Below are 21441 nucleotides of genomic sequence, written 5' to 3'. Positions count from 1 at the left end.
TAGTAGTTTGGGGCCCGGTTGAGGCTCGCTGCGGAACCGCGAGCGTCAGCTCCAGACCACCCACGACTGAAAGGTGTTCGAGGGTCCTGCCCACGGGCTGGATTCCTCGCCGCGCCGCTTTTCCATGACCTCCTTCCGGGCCGCGCCCAGGGAGCTATACGCCGTGCCTCACGACACCACGCTCATCGCCACCATTGCAGTTGGACTCGGACTGGCCTTCGTCGGCGGGTTCGTTGCCCGATGGCTGAAGCTGCCACCTTTGGTGGGCTATCTGCTGGCGGGCGTGGCCGTGGGGCCCTTCACACCGGGCTTCGTCGCGGATGGCGGGCTGGCCGGCCAGTTGGCGGAGATTGGCGTCATCCTGCTGATGTTCGGCGTGGGGATTCACTTCTCCATCAAGGACCTGCTCGCGGTGCGCAACATCGCGGTGCCGGGCGCCGTGGTGCAAATCGCGGCCGCCACCGTGATGGGGCTCGGGGTCGCGCACTGGTGGGGGTGGAGTCTGGGGGCGGGCCTGGTGTTTGGCCTCGCGCTGTCCACCGCCAGCACGGTGGTGCTGCTGCGTGCCCTGGAGGAGCGGGGCGTCCTCGATTCGGTGAATGGCCGCATCGCGGTGGGCTGGCTGATTGTAGAGGACCTGGCGATGGTGCTCGCCCTCGTCCTCCTCCCGGCGTTGGCCAACGTCCTGGGTGGCGCCGACACGCAGACGCCCGCGACGGCGGCCGCGGGGGACAGCCTGGCCTGGACCCTGACCCTCACGCTGGGGAAGGTCTGCCTCTTCGTGGCGCTGATGGTGGTCGCCGGCATGCGGCTGGTGCCGTGGCTGCTGACCCAGGTGGCCAAGACGGGCTCGCGCGAACTGTTCACGCTGTCGGTGCTGGCGGTGGCGCTGGGGATTGCCTTCGGGGCCGCCGCGCTCTTCGGCGTGTCCTTCGCGCTGGGCGCCTTCTTCGCCGGCGTGGTCGTCAGTGAGTCGGACCTCAGCCACCGGGTGGCGGAGGATTCGCTCCCGCTGCAGGACGCGTTCGCGGTGCTGTTCTTCGTGTCGGTGGGCATGCTCTTCGACCCGACGGTGCTGGTGAAGCAGCCGCTCCAGGTGCTCGCCGTGCTGGGCATCATCGTCCTGGGCAAGTCGCTGGCCGCCTTCTTCATCGTGCTGGCGTTCCGCTACCCGGTGAACACCGCCCTCACGGTGTCCGCGAGCCTGGCGCAGATTGGGGAGTTCTCGTTCATCCTGGTGGGGCTGGGCGTGGCGCTCGGACTCTTGCCGAAGGAGGGGCAGAGCCTGGTGTTGTCGGGGGCCCTGCTGTCCATCACCCTCAATCCGCTCGTCTTCAAGGCCATTGACCCGCTGCTGGCGTGGCTGCGCCGCAACCCGCGCTTCGCCGTCCGCATGGACCCCGACGAGGACGAGCTGGCCGACCTGCCCATTGGCATGGGGGACGTGCAGCTCCATGGGCACGCGGTGTTGATTGGCTATGGGCGCGTGGGCGGCGTGATTGGCCAGAGCCTGACGGAGCGGAAGATTCCCTTCGTGGTCGTGGAGCAGAACCGCGAGTACGTGGAGCGCCTTCGCGAGGAGGGCGTGCCCGCCATCTACGGGGACGCCGCGGTGCCTGGCATCCTGGAGCACGCGCATCTGGACGCCGCGTCCATCCTCATCGTCGCCACGCCGGACGCGCTGCAGGCGCGCGCCATCGTGGAGCAGGTGAAGGAAGTGAATCCCTCCCTCCCCGCGGTGGTGCGCACCCACGGCGACGAGGAGCGGGACTACCTGGAGAAGCTGGGCGTGGACCGGGTGGTGATGGGCGAGCACGCGTTGGCGCGGAGCATGGTGGACTACGTGCTGGAGCGGCTGCCCTCGCTGAAGGGTCAACCGCTGCTGCCTGCTCCCGCGGACGCCGTGGTGCCCTGAGCCGCGGGGACCTGGGGCGCTGCCCGCATCGGCTCAGCGATGGTGGGGGCGCTTCACAGGCTGTCGTTGACATTCCGTGCGAGCTGCTTTCACCATCCGTTTCATGGTGAACAGCGTGAGTCGAACTGCGGCCGCAAGGCAGATGCTTGCGGTCTTGGTCGTGGTGCTTGCCGCGTGTGGGGGAGACCCTTCTCCGCGGCCTGATGCGGGGGACGCGCCGGATGCATCCGGCCCCGTCGACGCGGGCGACGGCGGCGACGATGGCGGCGTCCGTCCCGACGATGATGCGGGCACCGAATCGGATGCCGGGACGGAGCCGGACGCGGATGCCGGGACGGAGCCGGACGCGGGCACTGAGTCCGATGCCGGGACGGAGCCGGACTCGGGCACTGAGTCTGATGCCGGGACGGAGCCGGACGCGGGCACTGAGTCTGATGCCGGGACGGAGCCGGACGCGGGCACTGAGTCTGATGCTGGGACGGACCTCGACGCGGGCACCGCGCCCGACGCGGGTGGCGCTGTCTGTGGCGACGGCGTGGTGGAGTCGCCGGAGGTGTGTGACGACGGCAACACCGTGGGCGGCGATGGCTGCTCCGCCACCTGTCGTGAGCTGGAAGTGGGTTGGGTCTGCCCGGCGGCGGGGGGACGCTGCTCCGCCGCGTTGTGCGGAGATGGCATCGTCGCGGGCGCCGAGGAGTGCGAGGACGGGAACTCCGTCAGCGGCGACGGCTGCTCTGACACGTGTCGGGTAGAGGAAGGATGGCACTGTCCTACGGTGGGCTCGGTCTGCTCCCGCACGGTGTGCGGTGACGGCGTGGTCCAGGGCACCGAGCAGTGTGACGACGGCAACCACGACTTTGGTGACGGCTGTTCACCCGACTGCCGCCGCGAGCCGCGTTGCCGCGATGGCAACTGCGAGAGCATTTGTGGTGACGGGGTGATTCATCCGGGGTCCACGGAGGAGTGCGACGACGGCAACCTCCGCGCGAACGATGGCTGCTCGCCGGAGTGCAGGCTCGAGAGCGGCTTCGCTTGCACGCTCGTCACGGAGCAGCCTCCGAGCCAGGTGTCCCTCCCGATCGTCTATCGGGACTTCCGAGGGTACGACCTGCCGGCGACCTCCAGCCTTCCGCGAGGGCACATCGACTTCCAGAACAAGAATGGCGCGGAGCGGGGCATTGTCCAGGAGTGGCTCGGCCTGGATGGAAAGCCCGTGTACGCGCGCACCCCGGGGAGCTCCCAGACCACGCATGGACAGGCCGCGTTCGACCAGTGGTTCCGCGATGTCCCGAACGTGAACATCCCGGTCGTTTCATCGCTTCACCTGTCACATACGGGCAATGGCGCCTACCTGTTCGATGACCAGCGCTTCTTCCCGTTGGATGGCCTGGGCTGGGTGGCCGCCGGGCACGAGCCGGCGCGACCCGACGCCGATTCGGTGCCCCGCAACTTCTCCTTCACCAGCGAGATGCGTGCGTGGTTCGAGTTCAAGGGCTCGGAGGTCCTGACGTTCCGGGGCGACGACGATGTGTGGGTGTTCATCAACGGCCGTCTGGCGTTGGACCTGGGCGGCGTCCATACGCCCGAGGCGGGAAGCATCTCGCTCGCCGCGGTCCCCACGGCGGAGCGGCTGGGCCTGCGAATTGGCGGCATCTACGAGGTCGCCCTCTTCCAGGCGGAGCGGCATACCAGCGGCTCTTCCTATCGCCTCTCGCTGGCCCGCTTCAGCACGGCCCGGACGGAGTGCGTCGCCCTGTGCGGAAACGGCATCATCGACGAGGATGAGGAGTGCGACAACGGCATGAACAATGACGGCTCTTACGGCGGCTGCACGCCAGGATGCATGTTGGCGCCTCGTTGCGGTGACGGCGTGGTCCAGTACTCCGAGGGCGAGGAGTGCGACGACAGCAACACCTCCAGCGGCGACGGATGCAGCGCGACCTGCCGGTTGGAAGTGGGCCGCTGAAATGACAAAGGCCGAGGCGCTCCCAGCGCCTCGGCCCGTTCCAGCCTCCACCGTGTCCCGCGTCCGTCGCGGGGCCCGGTGGAGTCGGAGCACTCCACGCTACATGTTGCGCCGGTACTGCCCGCCCACCTCGTACAGCGCGCGGGAGAGCTGGCCGAGCGTGCAGACCTTACAGGCGTCCATCAGCGCGGCGAAGATGTTGCCGTTGTCGAGCGCCGCGCGGCGCACGGCCTCCAGGGCCTTGGGCGCCGTCTGTGCGTTGCGCTTCCAGAAGGCGTCACGCGCGTCGATGGCGTAGTTCTTCTCCTCCGTCGTGGCGCGGATGACCTCGGGCGGCGTCACCGTGGGCGAGCCCTTGGGGTCCAGGAAGGTGTTCACCCCGACGATGGGCAGCGTCCCGTCGTGCTTCATCGTCTCGTAGTAGAGCGACTCCTCCTGAATCTTGGAGCGCTGGTACATGCGCTCCATGGCGCCCAGCACGCCGCCGCGCTCGGAGATGGCGCGGAACTCCGCCAGCACCGCCGCCTCCACCAGGTCGGTCAGCTCCTCGATGATGAACGCGCCCTGGTTGGGGTTCTCGTTCTTCGCGAGGCCGAACTCCTTGTTGATGACCAACTGGATGGCGAGCGCGCGGCGCACGCTCTCCTCGGTGGGCGTGGTGATGGCCTCGTCGTAGGCGTTGGTGTGCAACGAGTTGCAGTTGTCGTTGAGCGCGAGCAACGCCTGGAGCGTGGTCCGGATGTCGTTGAAGGCAATCTCCTGCGCGTGGAGGCTCCGGCCCGACGTCTGGATGTGATACTTCAGCTTCTGCGAGCGGTCATTGCCGCCGTACTTGTCCCGGATGGCCTTGGCCCAGATGCGGCGCGCCACGCGGCCCAGCACGGCGTACTCCGGGTCCATTCCGTTCGAGAAGAAGAACGAGAGGTTGGGCGCGAAGTCGTCGATGTCCATGCCCCGCGACAGGTAGTACTCGACGAAGGTGAAGCCGTTGGCCAGCGTGAAGGCGAGCTGGGAGATGGGGTTCGCCCCGGCTTCGGCGATGTGGTAGCCGGAAATCGACACCGAGTAGAAGTTCCGCACCTTCTGGTCGATGAAGTGCTGCTGGATGTCGCCCATCACCCGCAGGGCGAACTCCGTGGAGAAGATGCAGGTGTTCTGCGCCTGGTCCTCCTTCAGGATGTCCGCCTGCACGGTGCCGCGCACCGCCTGGAGCGTCTTCGCGCGGATGCGCTCGTAGACGTCGCGCGGCAGCACCTCGTCACCGGAGACGCCGAGCAGCATCAGGCCCAGGCCGTCGTTGCCCTGCGGCAGCTCGCCCTGGTAGCGCGGACGCGGCACGCCGCGCTCGCGGTAGAGGGCGTCGATCTTCTTCTCGACCGCCTCCACCTGGCCATTCTCGCGAATCCACTTCTCGCACTGCTGGTCCACCGCGGCGTTGAGGAAGAAGCCGAGCAGCATCGGCGCGGGGCCGTTGATGGTCATCGACACGGAGGTGGACGGGTCCGCCAGGTCGAAACCGGAGTAGAGCTTCTTCGCGTCGTCCACGTTGGCGATGGACACGCCCGAGTTGCCGACCTTGCCGTAGATGTCCGGCCGGTGGTCCGGGTCCTCGCCGTACAGCGTCACCGAGTCGAACGCGGTGGACAGGCGCTTGGCGGGCAGGCCCCGCGACACGTAGTGGAAGCGCTTGTTGGTGCGCTCCGGGCCGCCTTCGCCGGCGAACATGCGCGCCGGGTCTTCACCTTCGCGCTTGAGCGGGAAGACGCCGGAGGTGAAGGGGAAGGCGCCGGGGGCGTTCTCTCGCAGCAGCCAGATGAGGATGTCGCCCCAGTCCTCGTAGCGGGGGAGGGCGATCTTCGGGATGCGCAGGTGTGACAGCGTCTCCGTGTAGAGGTCCAGCTCGATGACGCGGTCGCGGACCTGGAACTGGTACTTGGAGGCGGCGTAGCGGCGCTTGGTCGCGGGCCACTCGGCCAGCAGCCGACGGCAGTCCGCGTGGAGCCGCGACTCCAAATCCTTGTACAGCTCCACCAGCTCCGTCAGGTAGGCGGGCTCGCCCTCGACGCGCTCGGTGACCTGCACCGTGTCCGAGGCGTCCTTGGGCTCGACGATTTCCAGGCGCTTCTTGCCCACGTTGGTGCGCAGCGCCTCGATGGTGCCGTGGAGCTGGTACATGCGCCGGGCGATGGCGGCCTGGGCCTTCACGAAGCCGTCGTAGGACTCGCAGGCCTCCACGATTTCGGCCAGGTAGCGCGTGCGCTCGGGCGGGATGATCCACTTCTTCTCGCTCATGCCCGGCGACAGCTCGAAGCCGGACTTCAGCGGCGCGCCCGTCTTCGTGGACAGCGTTTCAATGAGGGCCCGGTAGAGCTGGTTCATCCCCGGGTCGTTGAACTGCGAGGCAATCGTGCCGTACACGGGCACGGCGTCATCCGCGGTGGTGAAGGCGTTGTGGTTGCGCTTCCACTGCTTGCGCACGTCACGCAGTGCGTCCAGCGAGCCGCGCTTGTCGAACTTGTTGATGGCGATGACGTCCGCGAAGTCGAGCATGTCGATCTTCTCGAGCTGCGTCGCCGCGCCGTACTCGGCCGTCATCACGTAGAGCGCCACGTCGGAGTGCTCGGTGATTTCGGTGTCCGACTGGCCGATGCCGGAGGTCTCCACCACGATGAGGTCGAAGCCGGCGGCCTTGCAGATTTCGATGGAGTCGCCCACGTGCTTGGACAGGGCGAGGTTGCTCTGGCGGGTGGCCATCGAGCGCATGTACACGCGCGGATTGTCGATGGCGTTCATCCGGATGCGGTCGCCGAGCAGCGCGCCGCCGGACTTGCGCTTGGACGGGTCCACGGAGAGCACGGCGAGCGTCTTGTCCGGGAAGTCCGCGAGGAAGCGGCGCACCAGCTCATCCACGAGGCTGGACTTGCCCGCGCCGCCGGTGCCGGTGATGCCCAGCACGGGGACGCGCGGCCCCTTGGCCTGGATGTGCGTCATCGCCTCGCGCAGGGCCTCGCCCTGGGAGGCGAAGTTCTCCGCGATGGTGATGAGCGGCGCGATGCGCGTGGGCTCGCGCAGCGTGGGGCCGTCGAGCAGGGGGGCGAACTCCGCCGGCCGCTTCTCGAAGTCACACTGGGTGATGAGGTCGTCAATCATCCCCTGCAGGCCCATGGCCCGGCCGTCGTCCGGCGAGTAGATGCGCGTGACGCCGTAGCGGTGGAGCTCTTCAATCTCCGAAGGGAGGATGGTGCCGCCGCCGCCGCCGAAGACCTTGATGTTGGCCTTCCGCTCGCGCAGCAGGTCAATCATGTACTTGAAGAACTCGACGTGACCGCCCTGGTAGGAGGTGATGGCGATGCCCTGCACATCCTCCTGGATGGCGCAGTCGACAATCTCCGACACCGAGCGGTTGTGCCCCAGGTGGATGATTTCCGCGCCCGAGGCCTGCATGAGGCGGCGCATCACATTGATGGCGGCGTCATGCCCGTCGAACAACGAGGCGGCCGTCACGATGCGGACGTGGAAACGGGGCTTGTAAGGCGTAGGAACGGGTGTCTGCTGGACGTTTCGCACGGCGCGTACAGTAAGAGCGCCGTGAATGCCGAGGCAAGGGATTGGAGCGTGACTGACCGCTCCACGACGCGGCCTGTCAGGCCCTCGTTTCGGGGAGGAACGCGCCCAGCACCCTCAGTGCGGCCGAGGTGGGCGTGACGCGGCCTTCACGCACGTCCGCCTCCAGCGTGGGCACCAGCGCGGACACCTCGGGGTGCGCACGCAAGGCCGCCCGGAGGCCGTCCTGCACCATGGTCCACATCCACTGCACCTGCTGCGTGGTGCGGCGGCGCTGCACCGCGCCAGAGGCCTGTGCGCGCCCGAGCTGCGTGTCGATGGAGGTCCACAACTTCTCGATGCCGCTGCCCTCCAGGGCACTGCACGTGGTGATTTCCGGCTCGGCGCCCGGGCGCATCAGGTGCAACGCGGCGCGCAGCTCCGAACGGGCCCGCTCCGCGCGCGGCTTGTTGTCCCCGTCCGCCTTGTTGATGGCGAGCATGTCCGCCACCTCGAGGATGCCGCGCTTGATGCCCTGCAGCTCATCCCCCGCGCCCGCCAGCATGAGCACCAGGTAGAAATCCACCAGGTCGGCCACCACCGTCTCCGACTGGCCCACGCCCACCGTCTCCACCAGCACCACATCGAAGCCCGCCGCCTCGCAGAGCAGCAGCGTCTCGCGCGTCTTGCGCGCCACGCCGCCCAACGTGCCGCTGGAGGGGCTGGGGCGGATGTATGCCGCGGACTCGCGTGACAGCCGCGCCATGCGCGTCTTGTCTCCCAGGATGCTGCCGCCGGAGACCGTGCTGGACGGGTCGATGGCCAGCACCGCCACGCGCTTGCCCGCGTTCACCAGGTGCATGCCCAGCGCGTCGATGAAGGTGCTCTTGCCCACGCCCGGCACGCCGCTGATGCCCACGCGCCGGCTGCCACCCGTGTGAGGGAGCAGCCGCGTGAGGACCTCCTGGGCCAGCGCCGCGTGGCGCGGGAGCTCGCTCTCCACCAGGGTGATGGCGCGCGCGAGCAAGGCCCGGTCGCCCGCGCGCACCCCGTCCACGTAGGCGTCCGCGGGCAGCAGCTTCACGCTTCCTCCAGCGCCGCCGCCAGCTTGTCGAGCAACTCGATGGCCGCCTTGGAGATGACGGTGCCCGGGCCGAAGATGGCCGCCGCGCCCGCGGCGCGCAGCGCGTCGTAATCCTGTGCGGGGATGACGCCGCCCACGACAACCATGATGTCCTCGCGGCCCAGCGCCTTGAGCGCCTCCTTGAGCTGCGGCACCAGCGTCAGGTGGCCGGCGGCGAGCGAGCTGGCGCCCACCACGTGCACGTCGTTCTCCACCGCCTGGCGCGCGGACTCTTCCGGCGTCTGGAACAGCGGCCCGATGTCCACGTCGAAGCCCAGGTCCGCGAACGCGGTGGCGATGACCTTCTGCCCGCGGTCATGGCCGTCCTGGCCCATCTTCGCGATGAGGATGCGCGGCCGGCGGCCGAAGCGCGCGAGGAACGCGTCCGCCTTCGCGCGCGCATCGATGATGCCCTGGGAGTCCTTGCCCGCCTCGCTGGAGTACACACCTGTCACGCTGCGCACCGTGGCCTCGTAGCGCCCATAGACCTTCTCCAGCGCGTCGCTGATTTCGCCCACCGTCGCCTTGGCGCGGGCCGCGTCGATGGCCAGGGCCAGCAGGTTGCCTTCATTGCGCCGGCCCGCCTCGGTGAGCGCGTCCAGCTTGCGGCGCACGTCCTCCGCGTTGCGCTCGGCGCGCAGCTCGCGCAGGCGCGCAATCTGCGCCTCGCGCACCGCGGAGTTGTCCACCTTGAGAATCTCGATGGAGTCCTCGCGCTCGGGCGGGTACTTGTTCACGCCGATGATGGCTTGCCGCCCGGAGTCGATGCGCGCCTGGGTGCGCGCCGCGGCCTCCTCGATGCGCAGCTTGGGCAGGCCCGCCTCGATGGCCTTCGTCATGCCGCCCAGCGCTTCCACTTCCTGGATGTGGGCCCAGGCCTTGCGCGCCAGCTCGTGCGTGAGGCGCTCCACGTAGTAGCTGCCACCCCACGGGTCGATGACGCGCGTGGTGCCGCTCTCCATCTGGAGATAGAGCTGGGTGTTGCGGGCGATGCGCGCGCTGAAGTCGGTGGGCAGCGCGATGGCCTCGTCCAGCGAGTTGGTGTGCAGGCTCTGCGTGTGGCCCTGGGTGGCGGCCATGGCCTCCACGCAGGTGCGCACGACGTTGTTGAAGACATCCTGCGCGGTGAGGCTCCAGCCAGACGTCTGGCTGTGCGTGCGCAGCGCGAGGCTCTTGTCCGTCTTCGGGGAGAAGCCCTTGATGAGCTTCGCCCAGAGCAGCCGGGCCGCGCGCATCTTGGCCACTTCCATGAAGAAGTTCATGCCAATGGCCCAGAAGAAGGACAGGCGCGGCGCGAAGGCGTCCACACCCAGTCCCGCCGCGAGCCCGGCGCGCACGTACTCCACGCCATCCGCCAGCGTGTAGCCCAGCTCCAGGTCCTGCGTCGCCCCGGCTTCCTGCATGTGGTAGCCGCTGATGCTGATGCTGTTGAAGCGCGGCATCTTCTCCGCCGTGAAGCGGAAGATGTCGCCGATGATGCGCATCGACGGACCGGGCGGGTAGATGTACGTGTTGCGGACCATGAACTCCTTGAGGATGTCGTTCTGGATGGTCCCGCTGAGCTGCTCGGGGCGCACGCCCTGCTCCTCGGCGGCGACCACGTAGAGCGCCAGCACCGGGAGCACCGCCCCGTTCATCGTCATGGACACGCTCATCTGGTCGAGCGGAATCCGGTCGAACAGGATGCGCATGTCCTTGATGGAGTCGATGGCCACGCCCGCCATGCCCACGTCGCCCGCCACGCGGGGATGGTCGCTGTCGTAGCCCCGGTGCGTCGCGAGGTCGAAGGCGATGGACAGGCCCTTCTGTCCGGCCGCGAGGTTGCGGCGGTAGAAGGCGTTGGAGGCCTCGGCCGTGGAGAAGCCGGCGTACTGCCGCACCGTCCACGGCTGCTGCACGTACATGGTGGAGTAGGGGCCGCGCACGAAGGGCGGCAGGCCTGGCAGCGAGCCCAGGTGCTCCACGCCCGCCAAATCCTCGCGCGTGTACACCGGCTTGACGGGGATGCCCTCGGGCGTGTCCCACACTTCGGCGGCGCGCGTGGCCTCACCAGCCTGACGCAGTTGCTGCTCGCGCGCGGGCGCGGCGGAGAGCGTTTCGGGGGCGTCGAAGTCGATGCCCGAGAAGTCCGGTACGTGCGTGCGCATCAGGCCACTCCGAGCTGTTGGTGCAGCGAGGACAGGAGCGAGAAGAGGTCCGCTCCCGCGTAGAGGAAGACGTCCACGCCCGCCGCGCGGAAGGCGGCCTCGTGTTCACCGGGACGGCCCGCCACGGCCACCGCGCGCGCGCCCTTCGCCTTGAGCGCCGCGGTCAGCGCGGGGATCCATTCGGGGTACAGCGCGTCCGGGCCGGAGATGACGGCCAAGGGCGCGCCAGACGCGGTGAAGCGGTCCGCCGCGTCCGTCACGTCCTTGAAGCCGTGCACGTCCTCCGGCGCGATGCCTCCTGCGGCGAGGACGTTGGCGGTCCACGTGGAGCGCGCCGTGTGCTCGGCCACCGTGCCCAGGCTGGCCATGAAGGCGCGCGGACGCACGCCTGTCGCGGCGAGGTGCCGGTCGCTGGCGTCGCGCAGAGACTCGAAGGGCTCCGCCACGCGCATCGGGCGCAGGGGCAGGGCCGCGCCCGGGGGCGCCGAGCTGCTGGACTGCATGGGGCGGGGCTCGCGGGCCGCCGCGCTGCTGGACGGCGCGGGGCTGAGCTCGCGGGCCGCCGCGCTGCTGGACGGCGCGGGGCTGAGCTCGCGGGCCGCCGCGCTGCTGGACGGTGTGGGGCTGGGTTCGGGGGCCGCCGCGCTGCTGGACGGCGCGGGGCGGGGCTCCCGCGACACGGGCGCTTCGCCCAGGTGGGGAAATTCGCTCACGCCGACGATGGGCAGCTTGCGGGCGCGCACGGCCTTGTCGCGCGCCTTGTTCGTCTCCTCGAGCACCCGGGCGACGTCACCGTCGGTGAGCGCGCGGGCCATGCCGCCCACCGATTCGATGCGCCGCAGCTCCGCCCAGGCCGCGCGGGCAACCTCCTGCGTGAGCTGCTCCAGGTAGTAGCTGCCACCCGCGGGGTCGGCGACGCGGTTGAGGCTCGACTCGTCACGCAGGATGAGCTGCGTGTTGCGCGCCAGCCGGCGGGCGGAGGCGTCGGGCGTCCCCAGCGGCTCGTCGAAGGGCGAGGTGCTGATGCTGTCCGCGCCGCCCACGACGGCCGCGAAGGACTCCGCGGTGGCGCGGAGGATGTTCACCCACGGGTCGCGCTGCGTCTTCGTGGTGCTCGCGGTGCGCGCGTGCAGCACCATGGCCTGCGCCTCCGGCGAACCTCCGCACGCAGCCACGGCCTTGGCCCACAGCAGCCGGGCCGCGCGCAGCCGGGCAATCTCCGGGAAGAACTGTCCGCCAACGGACAGCGCGAACTGGATGGAGCGCGCCGCGACGTCCGGAGACACGCCCGCGCGCTCCAGGCCGCGCAGGTACTCCACGCCGGTGGCGATGGCCCACGCGAGCTCGTGCACGGACGTGGCGCCCGCGTCCGCGTAGGCGCGCGTGGACACCAGCAGCACCCGCAGGCCCGGCGCGGACTCACGCAGGGAGGTGACGTGCTGCGCGGCCTCGGCCAGCGTCGCGTCGAGGCCCCGGGGCAGCGTTCCCGTGCGCGCCAGGATGCCGAGCGGGTCGACACCCAGGCAGCCCTTCAACGCGGAGCGCGCCACGCCAGTCTGCTCGGCCGCGCGCAGGAAGTGGTTCGCGGCGGAGAGCGGCTCCGCCTCGGGCTCCAGGTGGACGTGCGTCGTGTCGAGCGGTGCGTGCGCGAGCAGCCGCTGCATCGCCGCGGCGTCCGGCGCGCGGATGCCGTGTGCCTCACCCAGGTGCAGCCACACGCCCCAGGTGCCGCGCTCCAGGTCCGTGCGGATGGCGTTGGCCGCCTGCGTCACGTCCGGCTCGCTGTACTCCTGGCATGGCATCCACCCACCCTCGGTGAGCCCCAACGCCTGGGTGCCCCGCAGATAGGGGGCCACACCGGGTGGCTCGGGCTGCGCGGTGGCGGCGTCCTGCTGGGTGTAGAGCGGCTGGAGCGACAGGCCGCCCTCAAGCTGGGATTGTAGAACCGAGAAGGGTTTGCCCTTCAGGTCCTTGTCCACCAGCCGGCGCCAGTCATCCACCGATGGGGCCGGGAACTCCGATGCGATTTGGAGAGGCTCTTGAGCCATGCTGCGTCCTCGCGGAATGGGAGTGGCACCGTCCCATAGGCGCAATGGCCCGTCGGAGCAATGGGCTTCAAGGGGCCGCCTCAGTCCTCCGACGGGACGTCCTGGCCCTTGAAGCCCCAGTCCTCCAACACTTTGGCTTCATCCTGCGCGCTTTTTGTCTTCTTGAAGCGGGCGCCGGACACACCTTTCACGCGCCGCTCGCACGCCGCCCAGGTGGCGTGCCGCTTCACGCTGCCGCCCACCTGGCTCAGGTAGGAGTACGCCTTGGCCGCCGTCTCGCGTTGCTCGCGCGTCTTCTCCGGCGGCAGGGACATGTCCTCTGGCAGGTCGTGCACCGCCACGCCATAGCCGTGCAGCGGCCCGGTGTAGAGCCGCGCGTCCTTGCCCTTGGAGTAGGCCACGGCGATGGCGTCCACGCGCTCGTTGCCCGGGACGCCCACGTGTCCGCGCACGTAGAACCACGCGACGGCCGCGGCGGCCGCGTCGTGGTTCTCCTTGCGCTGGGCGAGCAGCGCCATCAGCCGCTTCCAATACACGGCGTTGGCGACCTCGCCGCCCTCGGCCGTCTTCCATCCGCGCCGGCTCCAGCCGAAGGCCCAGCGCGTGGCGCCCTGAATCACATAGGTGGAATCCGTATGGATGTGGATGGGGCCCGGTGTGCGCTCCAGGTGGCGCAGCGCCTTGCCCACCGCCGTCAATTCCATCCGGTTGTTGGTGGTCTCCGGCTCGTGGCCTCCGAGCTCCGTCACCAGTCCATCCGGCGTGACGATGAGGGTCCCCCATCCACCAGGGCCAGGGTTGCCCGAGCAGGCGCCATCCGCGAAGACGAGGGTCGGGTGAAGCGTCATGCCGGCACCCTATTCGGCGTGGCGGGCTCTCGCCAGGAACACGAAGGCCCGTCTCAGTGCACCGCGCTCGGCGCGGGGCCAGGGCGGACGCGTGCCAACGCCGCGCGAACGGCTTCTTCGGGTTGCGCCCCCGTGAGCAGCAACACGGGTCCCTCGCCCGCGAGCCGCATGGCCGGGACGCCGCGGATACCCAGGCGCTGGGCCTCCTCCTCGTCGTCGAGCACGCGCGCGGTGTACCGGCCTGCTTCCAGTGCGCGCGTCATGGACTCGGGGTCCAGGCCCACGTCCCGCGCCAGCGCTCCCAACACGCGCAGGTCGCCAATGTCCTGGCCATCCTCGAAGAAGGCACGGAAGAGGGCGCTGTGGAACGGCGCGAACGCCTGCGCGTCCTTCGCGAACTCCGCCGCCTCGAGGGCCAACCGGCTGCGCGGCTGGACAGGTGGCGGCTTCAGCGCCACGCCTCGCTGCCCGGCGAGCGGGGAGGCGGCGCGGGCCCATGCGGCCGGGTCAGGGGACTCCGTCAGCGCGCGCGTCCGCACCGGCGTGGGGCTCAGCTCGAACGCCCGCCAGTGGATGTCCAGGTCGGGGCCCAGCGCGGCGTGGAGTTGCTCGATGACAGGCAGTTCGAGGTAGCAGAAGGGGCAGACGTAATCGCTCCAGACGTCGAGGCGGACCAGGGTGTCCGGGTGGGTCATGGGCGAGGCTCCTTGAAGTCACCGAAGGACCATCCATGGACGTTGAGCATCCCCGCACGTCGAGGGAAGTCGCCGCGTTGGACCTCTCGGGCCCCTGCCAGCCGTTCAGGCTCGGCGTCGCGGGTGCGCCGCGTTGACGCGGGGCGGCATGTGAAGTCCGTCCTCATGAATGAACAAGACCGCCCCGTGCGCGGGGCACGAGGCGGTCCTGATTCACGCCGTCACGGTGTGACTCAATAGGTGAACGTGATGGGCGCGCTCACCTGGGTGTTGTTGTCGTAGATGAGCTCCGGAACGAAGCGCGTGAGGTTCGCGATGGCGCCCAGGTAGGAGGTGCCCGTCCCGCCTCCGCCTCCGTTGTGAACCAGGGTGGACAGCGTCTGGCATTGGCCGGGCGCAATCGGGTCGGTGAAGAGCATGCGGAGGGGGTAGTCCCCGGGCTGGTTCGGCCCACCCGGCGGGGTGATGAGGGTGTCTTGGGACAGGAACAGGTCCACGGGCGTCTGTCCGGTCTGGGTGCCTTGATTGCAGACCTCCAGGGTGACGGCGATGGGCGTGCCCAGCGAGAGGGTGGCGGGAGCCGTCACCGTCTTCACGATGAAGTCCGGGCCATTGCCCACGCCCAGTCGAGGACCGGTGTGGGCGTTGTTGTCCTCGAACAGCTCGGGCACGTTGTTCATCACGTCCGCGATGGCGCCGAGGTACTTCGCGCCGGGGGTGACGCCAAACGTGTCGCCGGAAGCCGTCACCACCTGGCAGTCCCCCGGCGCCAGGAAGTTCGAGTAGACGCGGCCCACGTGGACATCCGCGCCGGGCGTGATGTCGGCGTCCGAGGACACATACAGGTCGACGGACGTATCGATGGGGTGGGTGCCTTGATTGCAGACCTCGATGTCGGCCGACAAGGGCTGACCGGGCTGGATGCTGGCGGGACCCGTGATGGCCCGGATGACGAGGTCCGGGAGCATTCCCACGCCGACGCGGTGACCCACGCGGGCGTTGTTGTCCTCGACGAGCTCGTTCACCATCCCGGACGGGTCGACGTGGGCGTCGAGCGTATGGGTTCCGTGCTCGAACAGGTGCGGGGTGCCCGCGACCACCACGGTCTCACACGCATCGGCCGCCAGCGGATTCACGGACGCCGTCCCGACGAGCGCGCGCCCACCCGAACTGGCGACGAGGGAGAGGGTCACCTGCGTTGCGCCCGCCGACGCGGTGCCCTGGTTGCACACCTCCACGCTCGCGCTGAACGGCTGCCCCGGCGCGTGGCTCACCGGGCCGTTGATGGCCGTCGCGATGAGGTCCGGGCCCACGCCGATGCCGAAGCGCGGACTCAGCCCGATGTTGTTGTCCGAGCGGAGTTCGCTGAGGGCATCGCCCATGGGATTCACGATGGCACCCAGCCGGAAGGCGCCGGGGGCGACGCCGGGCGGCGTGTGCATGAAGGACAGCGTCTTGCACGCGCCGGGTTCGAGCGTGCCTGACGTTTGCATTCCCATCCACACGTCCGGGAAGAGGTTGGGGGGCATCTGCGGCGTCACGATGTCATCCGCCGTCAGATAGAGCTCCACCGGCGCGCTGCCAGGCGTCGTGCCCTGGTTGCAGACCTGAACGTTGCTGCTGAGCGCTTGTCCGGGAAGGGCGCTCTCCGGGCCGGTGACGGAGGTCACCACGAAATCGGGCCGAGCGCCCACGCCGATGCGGGTGGCCGCATGGGTGTTGTTGATTTCGACGAGCTCGGGCACGGCCTGGGCCGGGTCCACGATGGCGCCCAGGTGGTAGGCGCCCTCACGGTGGACCGAGGCGGAGACGGTGAGGGTCTCCGTCTGGCACTTGCCGGGCGCCAGCATGCCCATGGAACGCGAGCCGAGCAGGAGGTCGGAGGCGGGCGTGAGCGGGAAGTCGGGGGTGATGACCGCGTCCGCTGACAGATAGAGCGCGACGTGGGGCGTGCCCGGCGCCGTGCCGGGATTGCACACCGTGACGCTCGCGGGGAAGGGCTGTCCCTGCGGGACGCTGGTGGGGCCCGTGACCGAGGTCACCACGAAATCAGGTTGGTCCCCGATGCCAATGGGCGCGCTGACCCGCGTGTTGTCTGCCTGGTTCGGTTCGAAGGCGTTGCTGGGCCTGGCGATGGCGCCCAGGAAGTAGGTTCCCTGGATGCTGGCGGAGGCCTGGACGTGGGCCGTTTCCGTATGGCATTGGCCCGGCGCCAGCGAAGGCGTTCCGAATTGTTTGAGGCGCTGGTCGGAAGCGGGCGTGAGCGGGACGTCGGGGGTGATGACCATGTCCGCTGACAGGTAGAGCGAGACGACGGTCGTGTCCGTCTCGGTGCCTTGGTTGCAGACCGTCACCGCCGCCAGGAAGTAATCTCCCAAACGGATGCTCCCGGGACCCGTCACGGACGTCACCGCGAAGTCTGCTTGCGGGTACGTCGGTTGCTGCAAGGATTGCGTCTGCGTTTGTTCCGCCGCGGGGGGCGTGGCAGCGGCTTCCGGGGGTGGTGGGGTGGCCGTGGGAGGCTCGCTACACGCCGCGACAGTCAATAGCGTCGCGATTCCCGTGGCATAAGGGACACGTCTCTTGTGTGGCTGCATTTGTCGGTTTCCTCGTACGAGGGCTGCCGGCCAGCGCCTCGCGAGAGCCCCGACAGACGGGGTGATGCACGCCATATTCAAATGCAATTGAATGATTTCTGAGCGAGCGGATGCCGTGCCGTTTCCCGCTCGGGGCCGGGCCTTCAGGGGGCCGACAGTTCCTCGAGCAGGGACGCCATCAGCGCGGGCACGGTCCGGTGACGCAGGTTGGGCGTGGCCTGTCCGGCCCACAGGGACACGAGGTCCGTGCGGCCAGCGCGGATGGCCGCGGGCTTCAGTTTCCCGAGGAACCAGCTCTGGATGGGGAAGGGCGGAAGCTCTCCAAGCCGTGACGCCATCTCCTCCGTCCACCGGTTGCGCATGCCGCGTGCGAGCCGACCCGTGAAGGCACGCGTCAAGGTGGTGTTCCGGGCGCGGTCGCTGAAGAGCAGCTCGCGGTGGGCGTCCGTCGTGCCGGATTCCTCGCAGGCGAGGAACGCCGTTCCCAACTGCGCTGCCTGGGCTCCCAGGGTGAGCACGGCGCGGATGCCTCGGCCCTCCGCGAGTCCTCCCGCCGCGATGACGGGCGCCTTCACCCGGTCCGCCACGAGCGGCGTGAGCGCGAGCGTCCCCATCAGGGAGTCCTCGGCGCGCGCGAGGAACGAGGGGCGGTGGCCGCCGGCCTCGAAGCCCGTGGCCACGATGAGGTCCACTCCGGCCGCGTCCAGGGCCTCGGCCTCCGCGAGCGTGGTGGCCGCGCCCGAGGTGAGGATGCCCCTGCGCCGGCATTCGGCCAGCACGGCCGCGGGCGGCACGCCGAACACGAAGCTGAAGACGGGTGGGCGGGCTTCGAGCAGCGCCTCCACCTGGTCCTCGAAGCGGTGGTGATAGCGCTCGGGCGGCTGGGGCTTCTCGACGCCGAGCTCTTGGTAATACGGTTCGAAGAGGCGGTAGAAGCGCTCGAAGTCCTCTGGACTGAGTGCGTCCCCGCCCGCGTCGTGGTCGGAGACCCAGAGGTTCAGCGCGAAGGGTTTGTCCGTCTGCGCGCGAATCCGGTCCGCCACGCGGCCGATTTCGTCCGGAGGAAGCTGATAGGCGCCGTACGAACCCAGGCCGCCGAGGTTCGACACCGCGGCTGTGAGGCGCTCCGTCGAGAGCCCGCCACCGAAGGGCCCTTGGATGATGGGATGACGGATGCCCAACTTCTGGATGGCTTCATTGGAGGACGTCTGGCGCATCGGGTGGCTCCTCTTTCCGGATGGGGAACAGGGATAACGGGGGCCGCTCCGAGCCGCCGCTGTCATCGTATCGGGAGGAGGGGGGGACGAGCGTGATTCCCGCTCCATGGCCCGGTTCGCACCTGGGCACCGGCTGGCAACGCGGCGAGGCGTGGCCACGGTTGGTGTCGGAGGCGTGATGCGCCCTCCTGGACGAAAGGGGTCAGTCATGAAGCTCAAGGTGATGGGGATGATTGCCGGTCTGGCATGGGGTGGCGCTGCACTGGCTCAGGGGACGCAGGACTCCACGATGCCGCAAGAGCCGCCGATGCAGGATCCATCCATGCCGCAGGACCCGGCGGGCACGCAGCCGCCACGGAGCGGCTCCGAGATGTCCGGCGGCATGGGCGGCAGCCAGATGCAAGGCCAGCAGGAGCTGAGCGGCTCCATCGTGGCCGTGAAGCGCGACAAGCTGTACATCAAGGACGAGAACGGCGCGGTGGTTCCCGTGGGAGTGACGCACTCCACGCAAATCGATGGGAAGACCATCGAGAAGCACCGGGACATTCACAGCCACCTCCGGCGTGAAATCAAGGAAGGCGACCAGGTCCGGACTCGCTTCAACGTGGAGAAGACGACCGAGAACATGGCGTCCTCCGTCGAGAAGATGAACAAGTAGTCCACGCGAAGTGGATGTTCGCGGTCGGGGTCGCGGTGGGGCACGCCCATCGCGGCCCGGGCCGCTTTTTCGTGGAGGCTCTCGCGCAGCCGGGTCCGGGGTTTCGTCTATCCTGCCGCGATGAGCGGCATGCGGAAGATTCGGGTCGGCATCATCGGCGCCAGCTCGGAGGGCGGTTGGGCGCTGTATGGGCATCTGCCCGCGCTCAAGGCCTTGCCACGGTTCGAGGTGACGGCCGTGTGCGCCACTGTGCGGGAGCACGCGGAAGAGGTCGCTCGCCGTTACGGCGTGCCACATGTCTTTCACCGCGCGGACGCGCTGGTGTCGCATCCGGACGTGGACCTGGTGGTCGTCGCCGTGAAGGCGCCTCAGCACGAGGCGCTCGTTCGCGCGGCCATTGCCGCCGGCAAGGATGTCTTCTGCGAGTGGCCGCTGGGGACGTCGACGTCGCAGGCCGCCTCGCTCACGAAGCTGGCGGACGCGGCGAAGGTCCGGACCGTGGTGGGCTTGCAGCGCCGGTTGTCGCCGGGCGTGCGCTACCTGCGGGACTTGCTGACGGAAGGCGGCGTGGGGACGCTGCGCTCCGTGACGTTGCATGCGGCGGTTCCCATGCTGGGCTCACGCTACAAGGCTCGCGAGGCCTATGCCGCGGACGTGAAGAACGGGGCGGACATGTTCACCGTCTTCGCGGCGCATTTCCTCGACACGGTGCTCTCGGCGGTCGGGCCCCTGCGGGACGTGTCGGGTGTCGTCACTCGCCAGTTCGAGGAGGCGACGATTATCGAGACGGAGGAGCCCCTTCCGGTGACGTCGCCCGACCAGGTCCTCGTTCAAGGGACGTTGGAGGGGGGCGCGGTGCTCTCCGCGCACTTCGAAACGGGCAAGCGCAGTGGGGGTGGCATCTACTTCCACTTCACGGGGACCGAAGGAGACCTGCTCATGTCCGAGCATCTTCAGCTCTCCGGGACGCAGGGCGAGGATCAGTCGTTCGAGCCGCTGCCTGCGCCCGCTGAGTACTCGTGGTTGCCTCGGGGAGAGCTGAGCCCGGATGCCCATGACGTGGGGCATCTGTATACGGCGTATGCGCGCGACGTGGATGGGGGGACGCGGTTGGCGCCTGACTTCCATGAGGCGTTGAAGCTGCACCGGTTGCTGGATGCCATTGGGCGCGCGTCCTCGACGGGACAGCGGCAGTCGGTGACGGAGGCGCTCTAGCGGCTCCGGGCGACTTCCGCCTCGATGAGGCCGGCCAGCAGGGTGCGGTGGCACACCTGTTCGAGGATGCAGTCTTTCGAGCAGAGGAGCGTCACCGTTTCACCGCGCTTCACGCGGCTGGCGAGCTCGGTGATGGCGTCCTGTTGGGATGCCATCTCCTGGAGGTAGCGGTCGCGGTAGGCGTCCAGGGTGATGGGCGTGCGCCCCTTTCCATAGAAGGCGTCGAAGAGCTCCGGGCTCGGCGCCAGGTTGCTCTGCCACGCGTCCCAGGTCTCCTTGGCCTTGGGCAGCCCCCGGGGCCGATAGCGGCATATCAAGGCGCGATATCCGTCATCCTGCTCCATTGGCACACACCAGCGTTTGGTTTTGATCGGCATCGTCAGGCAACCCTGAATGGCAGGGAGGGTATTCCAGTGTAGGCGGACCGGATTTCTTACTGGTGCCGATCGCAGGCTGGCCCCGCGGGACCAGATGGATGTCTGCAAGTGCTTGGAAATGCTGGGCTTGGGATGCAGACATCGCGCGGCACGCGCCCTGCTATGGGGTCAGGCAGCAGCGCAACGGGGCGGTAAGGGCGGCGGGTAGGACGGGGCGGTAAGGGCAGGACGGGGCAGCAAGGGCGGCGGGCAGGACGGGGCGGAACGGCAGGACGGGGCAGCAAGGGTGGCGGGTAGGGCGGGGCGGTAAGGGCGGCGGGTAGGACGGGGCGGTACGGGCGGCGGGTAGGACGGGGCGGTACGGGCGGCGGGTAGGACGGGGCGGTAAGGGCGGCGGGCAGGACGGGGCAGCAAGGGCGGCGGGTAGGACGGGGCGGTACGGGCAGGACGGGGCAGCAAGGGCGGCGGGTAGGACGGGGCAGCACGGCAGGACGGGGCAGCAAGGGCGGCGGGTAGGACGGGGCAGCACGGCAGGACGGGGCAGCAAGGGCGGCGGGTAGGACGGGGCAGCGCGGCAGGACGGGGTAGCAAGGGCGGCGGGTAGGACGGGGCAGCACTGCAGGACGGGGCAGCAAGGGCGGCGGGTAGGACGGGGCAGCACGGCAGGACGGGGCAGCAAGGGCGGCGGGTAGGACGGGGCAGCACGGCAGGACGGGGTAGCAAGGGCGGCGGGTAGGACGGGGCAGCACGTAGGACAGGGCGGTACGGCAGGACGGGGCAGCAAGGGCGGCGGGTAGGACGGGGCAGCACGTAGGACGGGGCGGTACGGGCAGGACGGGGCAGCACGTAGGACAGGGCGGTACGGGGCAGAACGGGGCAGCATGCATCACGGGCGGCGGGCAGGACGGGGCGGTACAAGCACCACAGGGCAGCACGCATCACGAGGCAGCACGCAGCACAAGGCAGCGCAGGTCAGCGGTCATGCAGGGCGTGACGCAGCACAACGGGGCGGGGGTCCCGTTTCAGGTCGGACGGCTCGGGCGTGTGGGATGGGTGAGTGGGAGCCGGTCCTCAGCGGAGGATCACATTCGC

13 protein-coding genes are annotated in these 21441 nt (G+C 69.3%); 4 read left to right on the top strand and 9 right to left on the bottom strand.

Going from position 1 to position 21441, the window contains the following annotated elements:
- The first annotated feature begins 163 nt into the window (after window positions 1–163).
- Window positions 164–1915 (top strand): YbaL family putative K(+) efflux transporter, encoded by a 1752-nt coding sequence (ybaL, locus tag A176_RS23125; protein ID WP_002636297.1) that lies wholly within the window; start codon window positions 164–166, stop codon window positions 1913–1915.
- Between the two features lie 142 nt (window positions 1916–2057).
- Window positions 2058–3881 carry a DUF4215 domain-containing protein gene (locus A176_RS23120; RefSeq protein WP_082282799.1) on the top strand — a complete coding sequence of 608 codons (1824 nt, stop codon included), beginning with the start codon at window positions 2058–2060 and terminating at the stop codon, window positions 3879–3881.
- Between the two features lie 99 nt (window positions 3882–3980).
- Here A176_RS23120 and A176_RS23115 read toward each other — a convergent pair whose 3' ends face one another.
- The 8 genes from A176_RS23115 to A176_RS23080 form a co-directional block, all read right to left on the bottom strand.
- Window positions 3981–7448: a methylmalonyl-CoA mutase family protein gene (locus A176_RS23115; RefSeq protein WP_002636295.1), complete on the bottom strand. Its 3468-nt coding sequence runs from the start codon at window positions 7446–7448 to the stop codon at window positions 3981–3983.
- A gap of 76 nt (window positions 7449–7524) precedes the next feature.
- On the bottom strand, window positions 7525–8508 hold the full coding sequence (meaB, locus tag A176_RS23110) for a methylmalonyl Co-A mutase-associated GTPase MeaB (protein ID WP_002636294.1): 984 nt from the start codon (window positions 8506–8508) through the stop codon (window positions 7525–7527).
- The gene (gene scpA / locus A176_RS23105; RefSeq protein WP_021781517.1) at window positions 8505–10694 is read right to left on the bottom strand and encodes a methylmalonyl-CoA mutase; all 2190 of its coding nucleotides are present in this window, start codon (window positions 10692–10694) and stop codon (window positions 8505–8507) included. Before scpA ends, meaB begins: the two co-directional genes overlap by 4 nt.
- Window positions 10694–12742 carry a methylmalonyl-CoA mutase family protein gene (locus A176_RS23100; RefSeq protein WP_002636293.1) on the bottom strand — a complete coding sequence of 683 codons (2049 nt, stop codon included), beginning with the start codon at window positions 12740–12742 and terminating at the stop codon, window positions 10694–10696. The genes scpA and A176_RS23100 overlap by 1 nt, the downstream gene beginning before the upstream one ends.
- Before the next feature lie 80 nt (window positions 12743–12822).
- Complete coding sequence (locus A176_RS23095; RefSeq protein ID WP_002636292.1) at window positions 12823–13590, bottom strand: RNase H family protein; 768 nt, start codon at window positions 13588–13590, stop codon at window positions 12823–12825.
- Window positions 13591–13643: 53 nt separating this feature from the next.
- A complete protein-coding gene (locus A176_RS23090) occupies window positions 13644–14285 on the bottom strand; it encodes a DsbA family oxidoreductase (RefSeq protein ID WP_002636291.1) in 642 nt (213 codons plus the stop codon).
- A gap of 233 nt (window positions 14286–14518) precedes the next feature.
- Entirely contained in the window at window positions 14519–16732 is a 2214-nt protein-coding gene (locus A176_RS38130) for a CARDB domain-containing protein (protein ID WP_158513097.1), read from the bottom strand.
- A 293-nt stretch (window positions 16733–17025) separates the two neighbouring features.
- A complete protein-coding gene (locus A176_RS23080; RefSeq protein WP_002636289.1) occupies window positions 17026–18099 on the bottom strand; it encodes an NAD(P)H-dependent flavin oxidoreductase in 1074 nt (357 codons plus the stop codon).
- Window positions 18100–18307: 208 nt separating this feature from the next.
- Between A176_RS23080 and A176_RS23075 the strand changes: the two genes are divergently transcribed.
- Together A176_RS23075 and A176_RS23070 are read left to right on the top strand one after the other, a co-directional pair.
- Window positions 18308–18757 carry a hypothetical protein gene (locus tag A176_RS23075; protein ID WP_002636288.1) on the top strand — a complete coding sequence of 150 codons (450 nt, stop codon included), beginning with the start codon at window positions 18308–18310 and terminating at the stop codon, window positions 18755–18757.
- Window positions 18758–18886: 129 nt separating this feature from the next.
- Entirely contained in the window at window positions 18887–19972 is a 1086-nt protein-coding gene (locus tag A176_RS23070; protein ID WP_002636287.1) for a Gfo/Idh/MocA family protein, read from the top strand.
- Here the strand turns inward: A176_RS23070 and A176_RS23065 are convergent.
- On the bottom strand, window positions 19969–20349 hold the full coding sequence (locus A176_RS23065) for a DUF488 domain-containing protein (RefSeq protein ID WP_420811415.1): 381 nt from the start codon (window positions 20347–20349) through the stop codon (window positions 19969–19971). The two genes, A176_RS23070 and A176_RS23065, sit on opposite strands and share 4 nt — an antisense overlap.
- Between the last annotated feature and the right edge of the window lie 1092 nt (window positions 20350–21441).

This window comes from Myxococcus hansupus (assembly GCF_000280925.3).
GTDB lineage: Bacteria > Myxococcota > Myxococcia > Myxococcales > Myxococcaceae > Myxococcus > Myxococcus hansupus.
This window is presented reverse-complemented; position numbering and strand designations above follow the sequence as displayed.

Coding starts and splice junctions, on each gene's coding strand:
- A176_RS23095 (WP_002636292.1), bottom strand. CDS start 13,590: ATGACGCTTCACCCGACCCTCGTCTTCGCGGATGGCGCCTGCTCGGGC.
- A176_RS23070 (WP_002636287.1), top strand. CDS start 18,887: ATGCGGAAGATTCGGGTCGGCATCATCGGCGCCAGCTCGGAGGGCGGT.
- A176_RS23065 (WP_420811415.1), bottom strand. CDS start 20,349: ATGCCGATCAAAACCAAACGCTGGTGTGTGCCAATGGAGCAGGATGAC.
- A176_RS23090 (WP_002636291.1), bottom strand. CDS start 14,285: ATGACCCACCCGGACACCCTGGTCCGCCTCGACGTCTGGAGCGATTAC.
- A176_RS23100 (WP_002636293.1), bottom strand. CDS start 12,742: ATGGCTCAAGAGCCTCTCCAAATCGCATCGGAGTTCCCGGCCCCATCG.
- A176_RS23080 (WP_002636289.1), bottom strand. CDS start 18,099: ATGCGCCAGACGTCCTCCAATGAAGCCATCCAGAAGTTGGGCATCCGT.
- A176_RS23075 (WP_002636288.1), top strand. CDS start 18,308: ATGAAGCTCAAGGTGATGGGGATGATTGCCGGTCTGGCATGGGGTGGC.
- scpA (WP_021781517.1), bottom strand. CDS start 10,694: ATGCGCACGCACGTACCGGACTTCTCGGGCATCGACTTCGACGCCCCC.
- A176_RS23120 (WP_082282799.1), top strand. CDS start 2,058: ATGCTTGCGGTCTTGGTCGTGGTGCTTGCCGCGTGTGGGGGAGACCCT.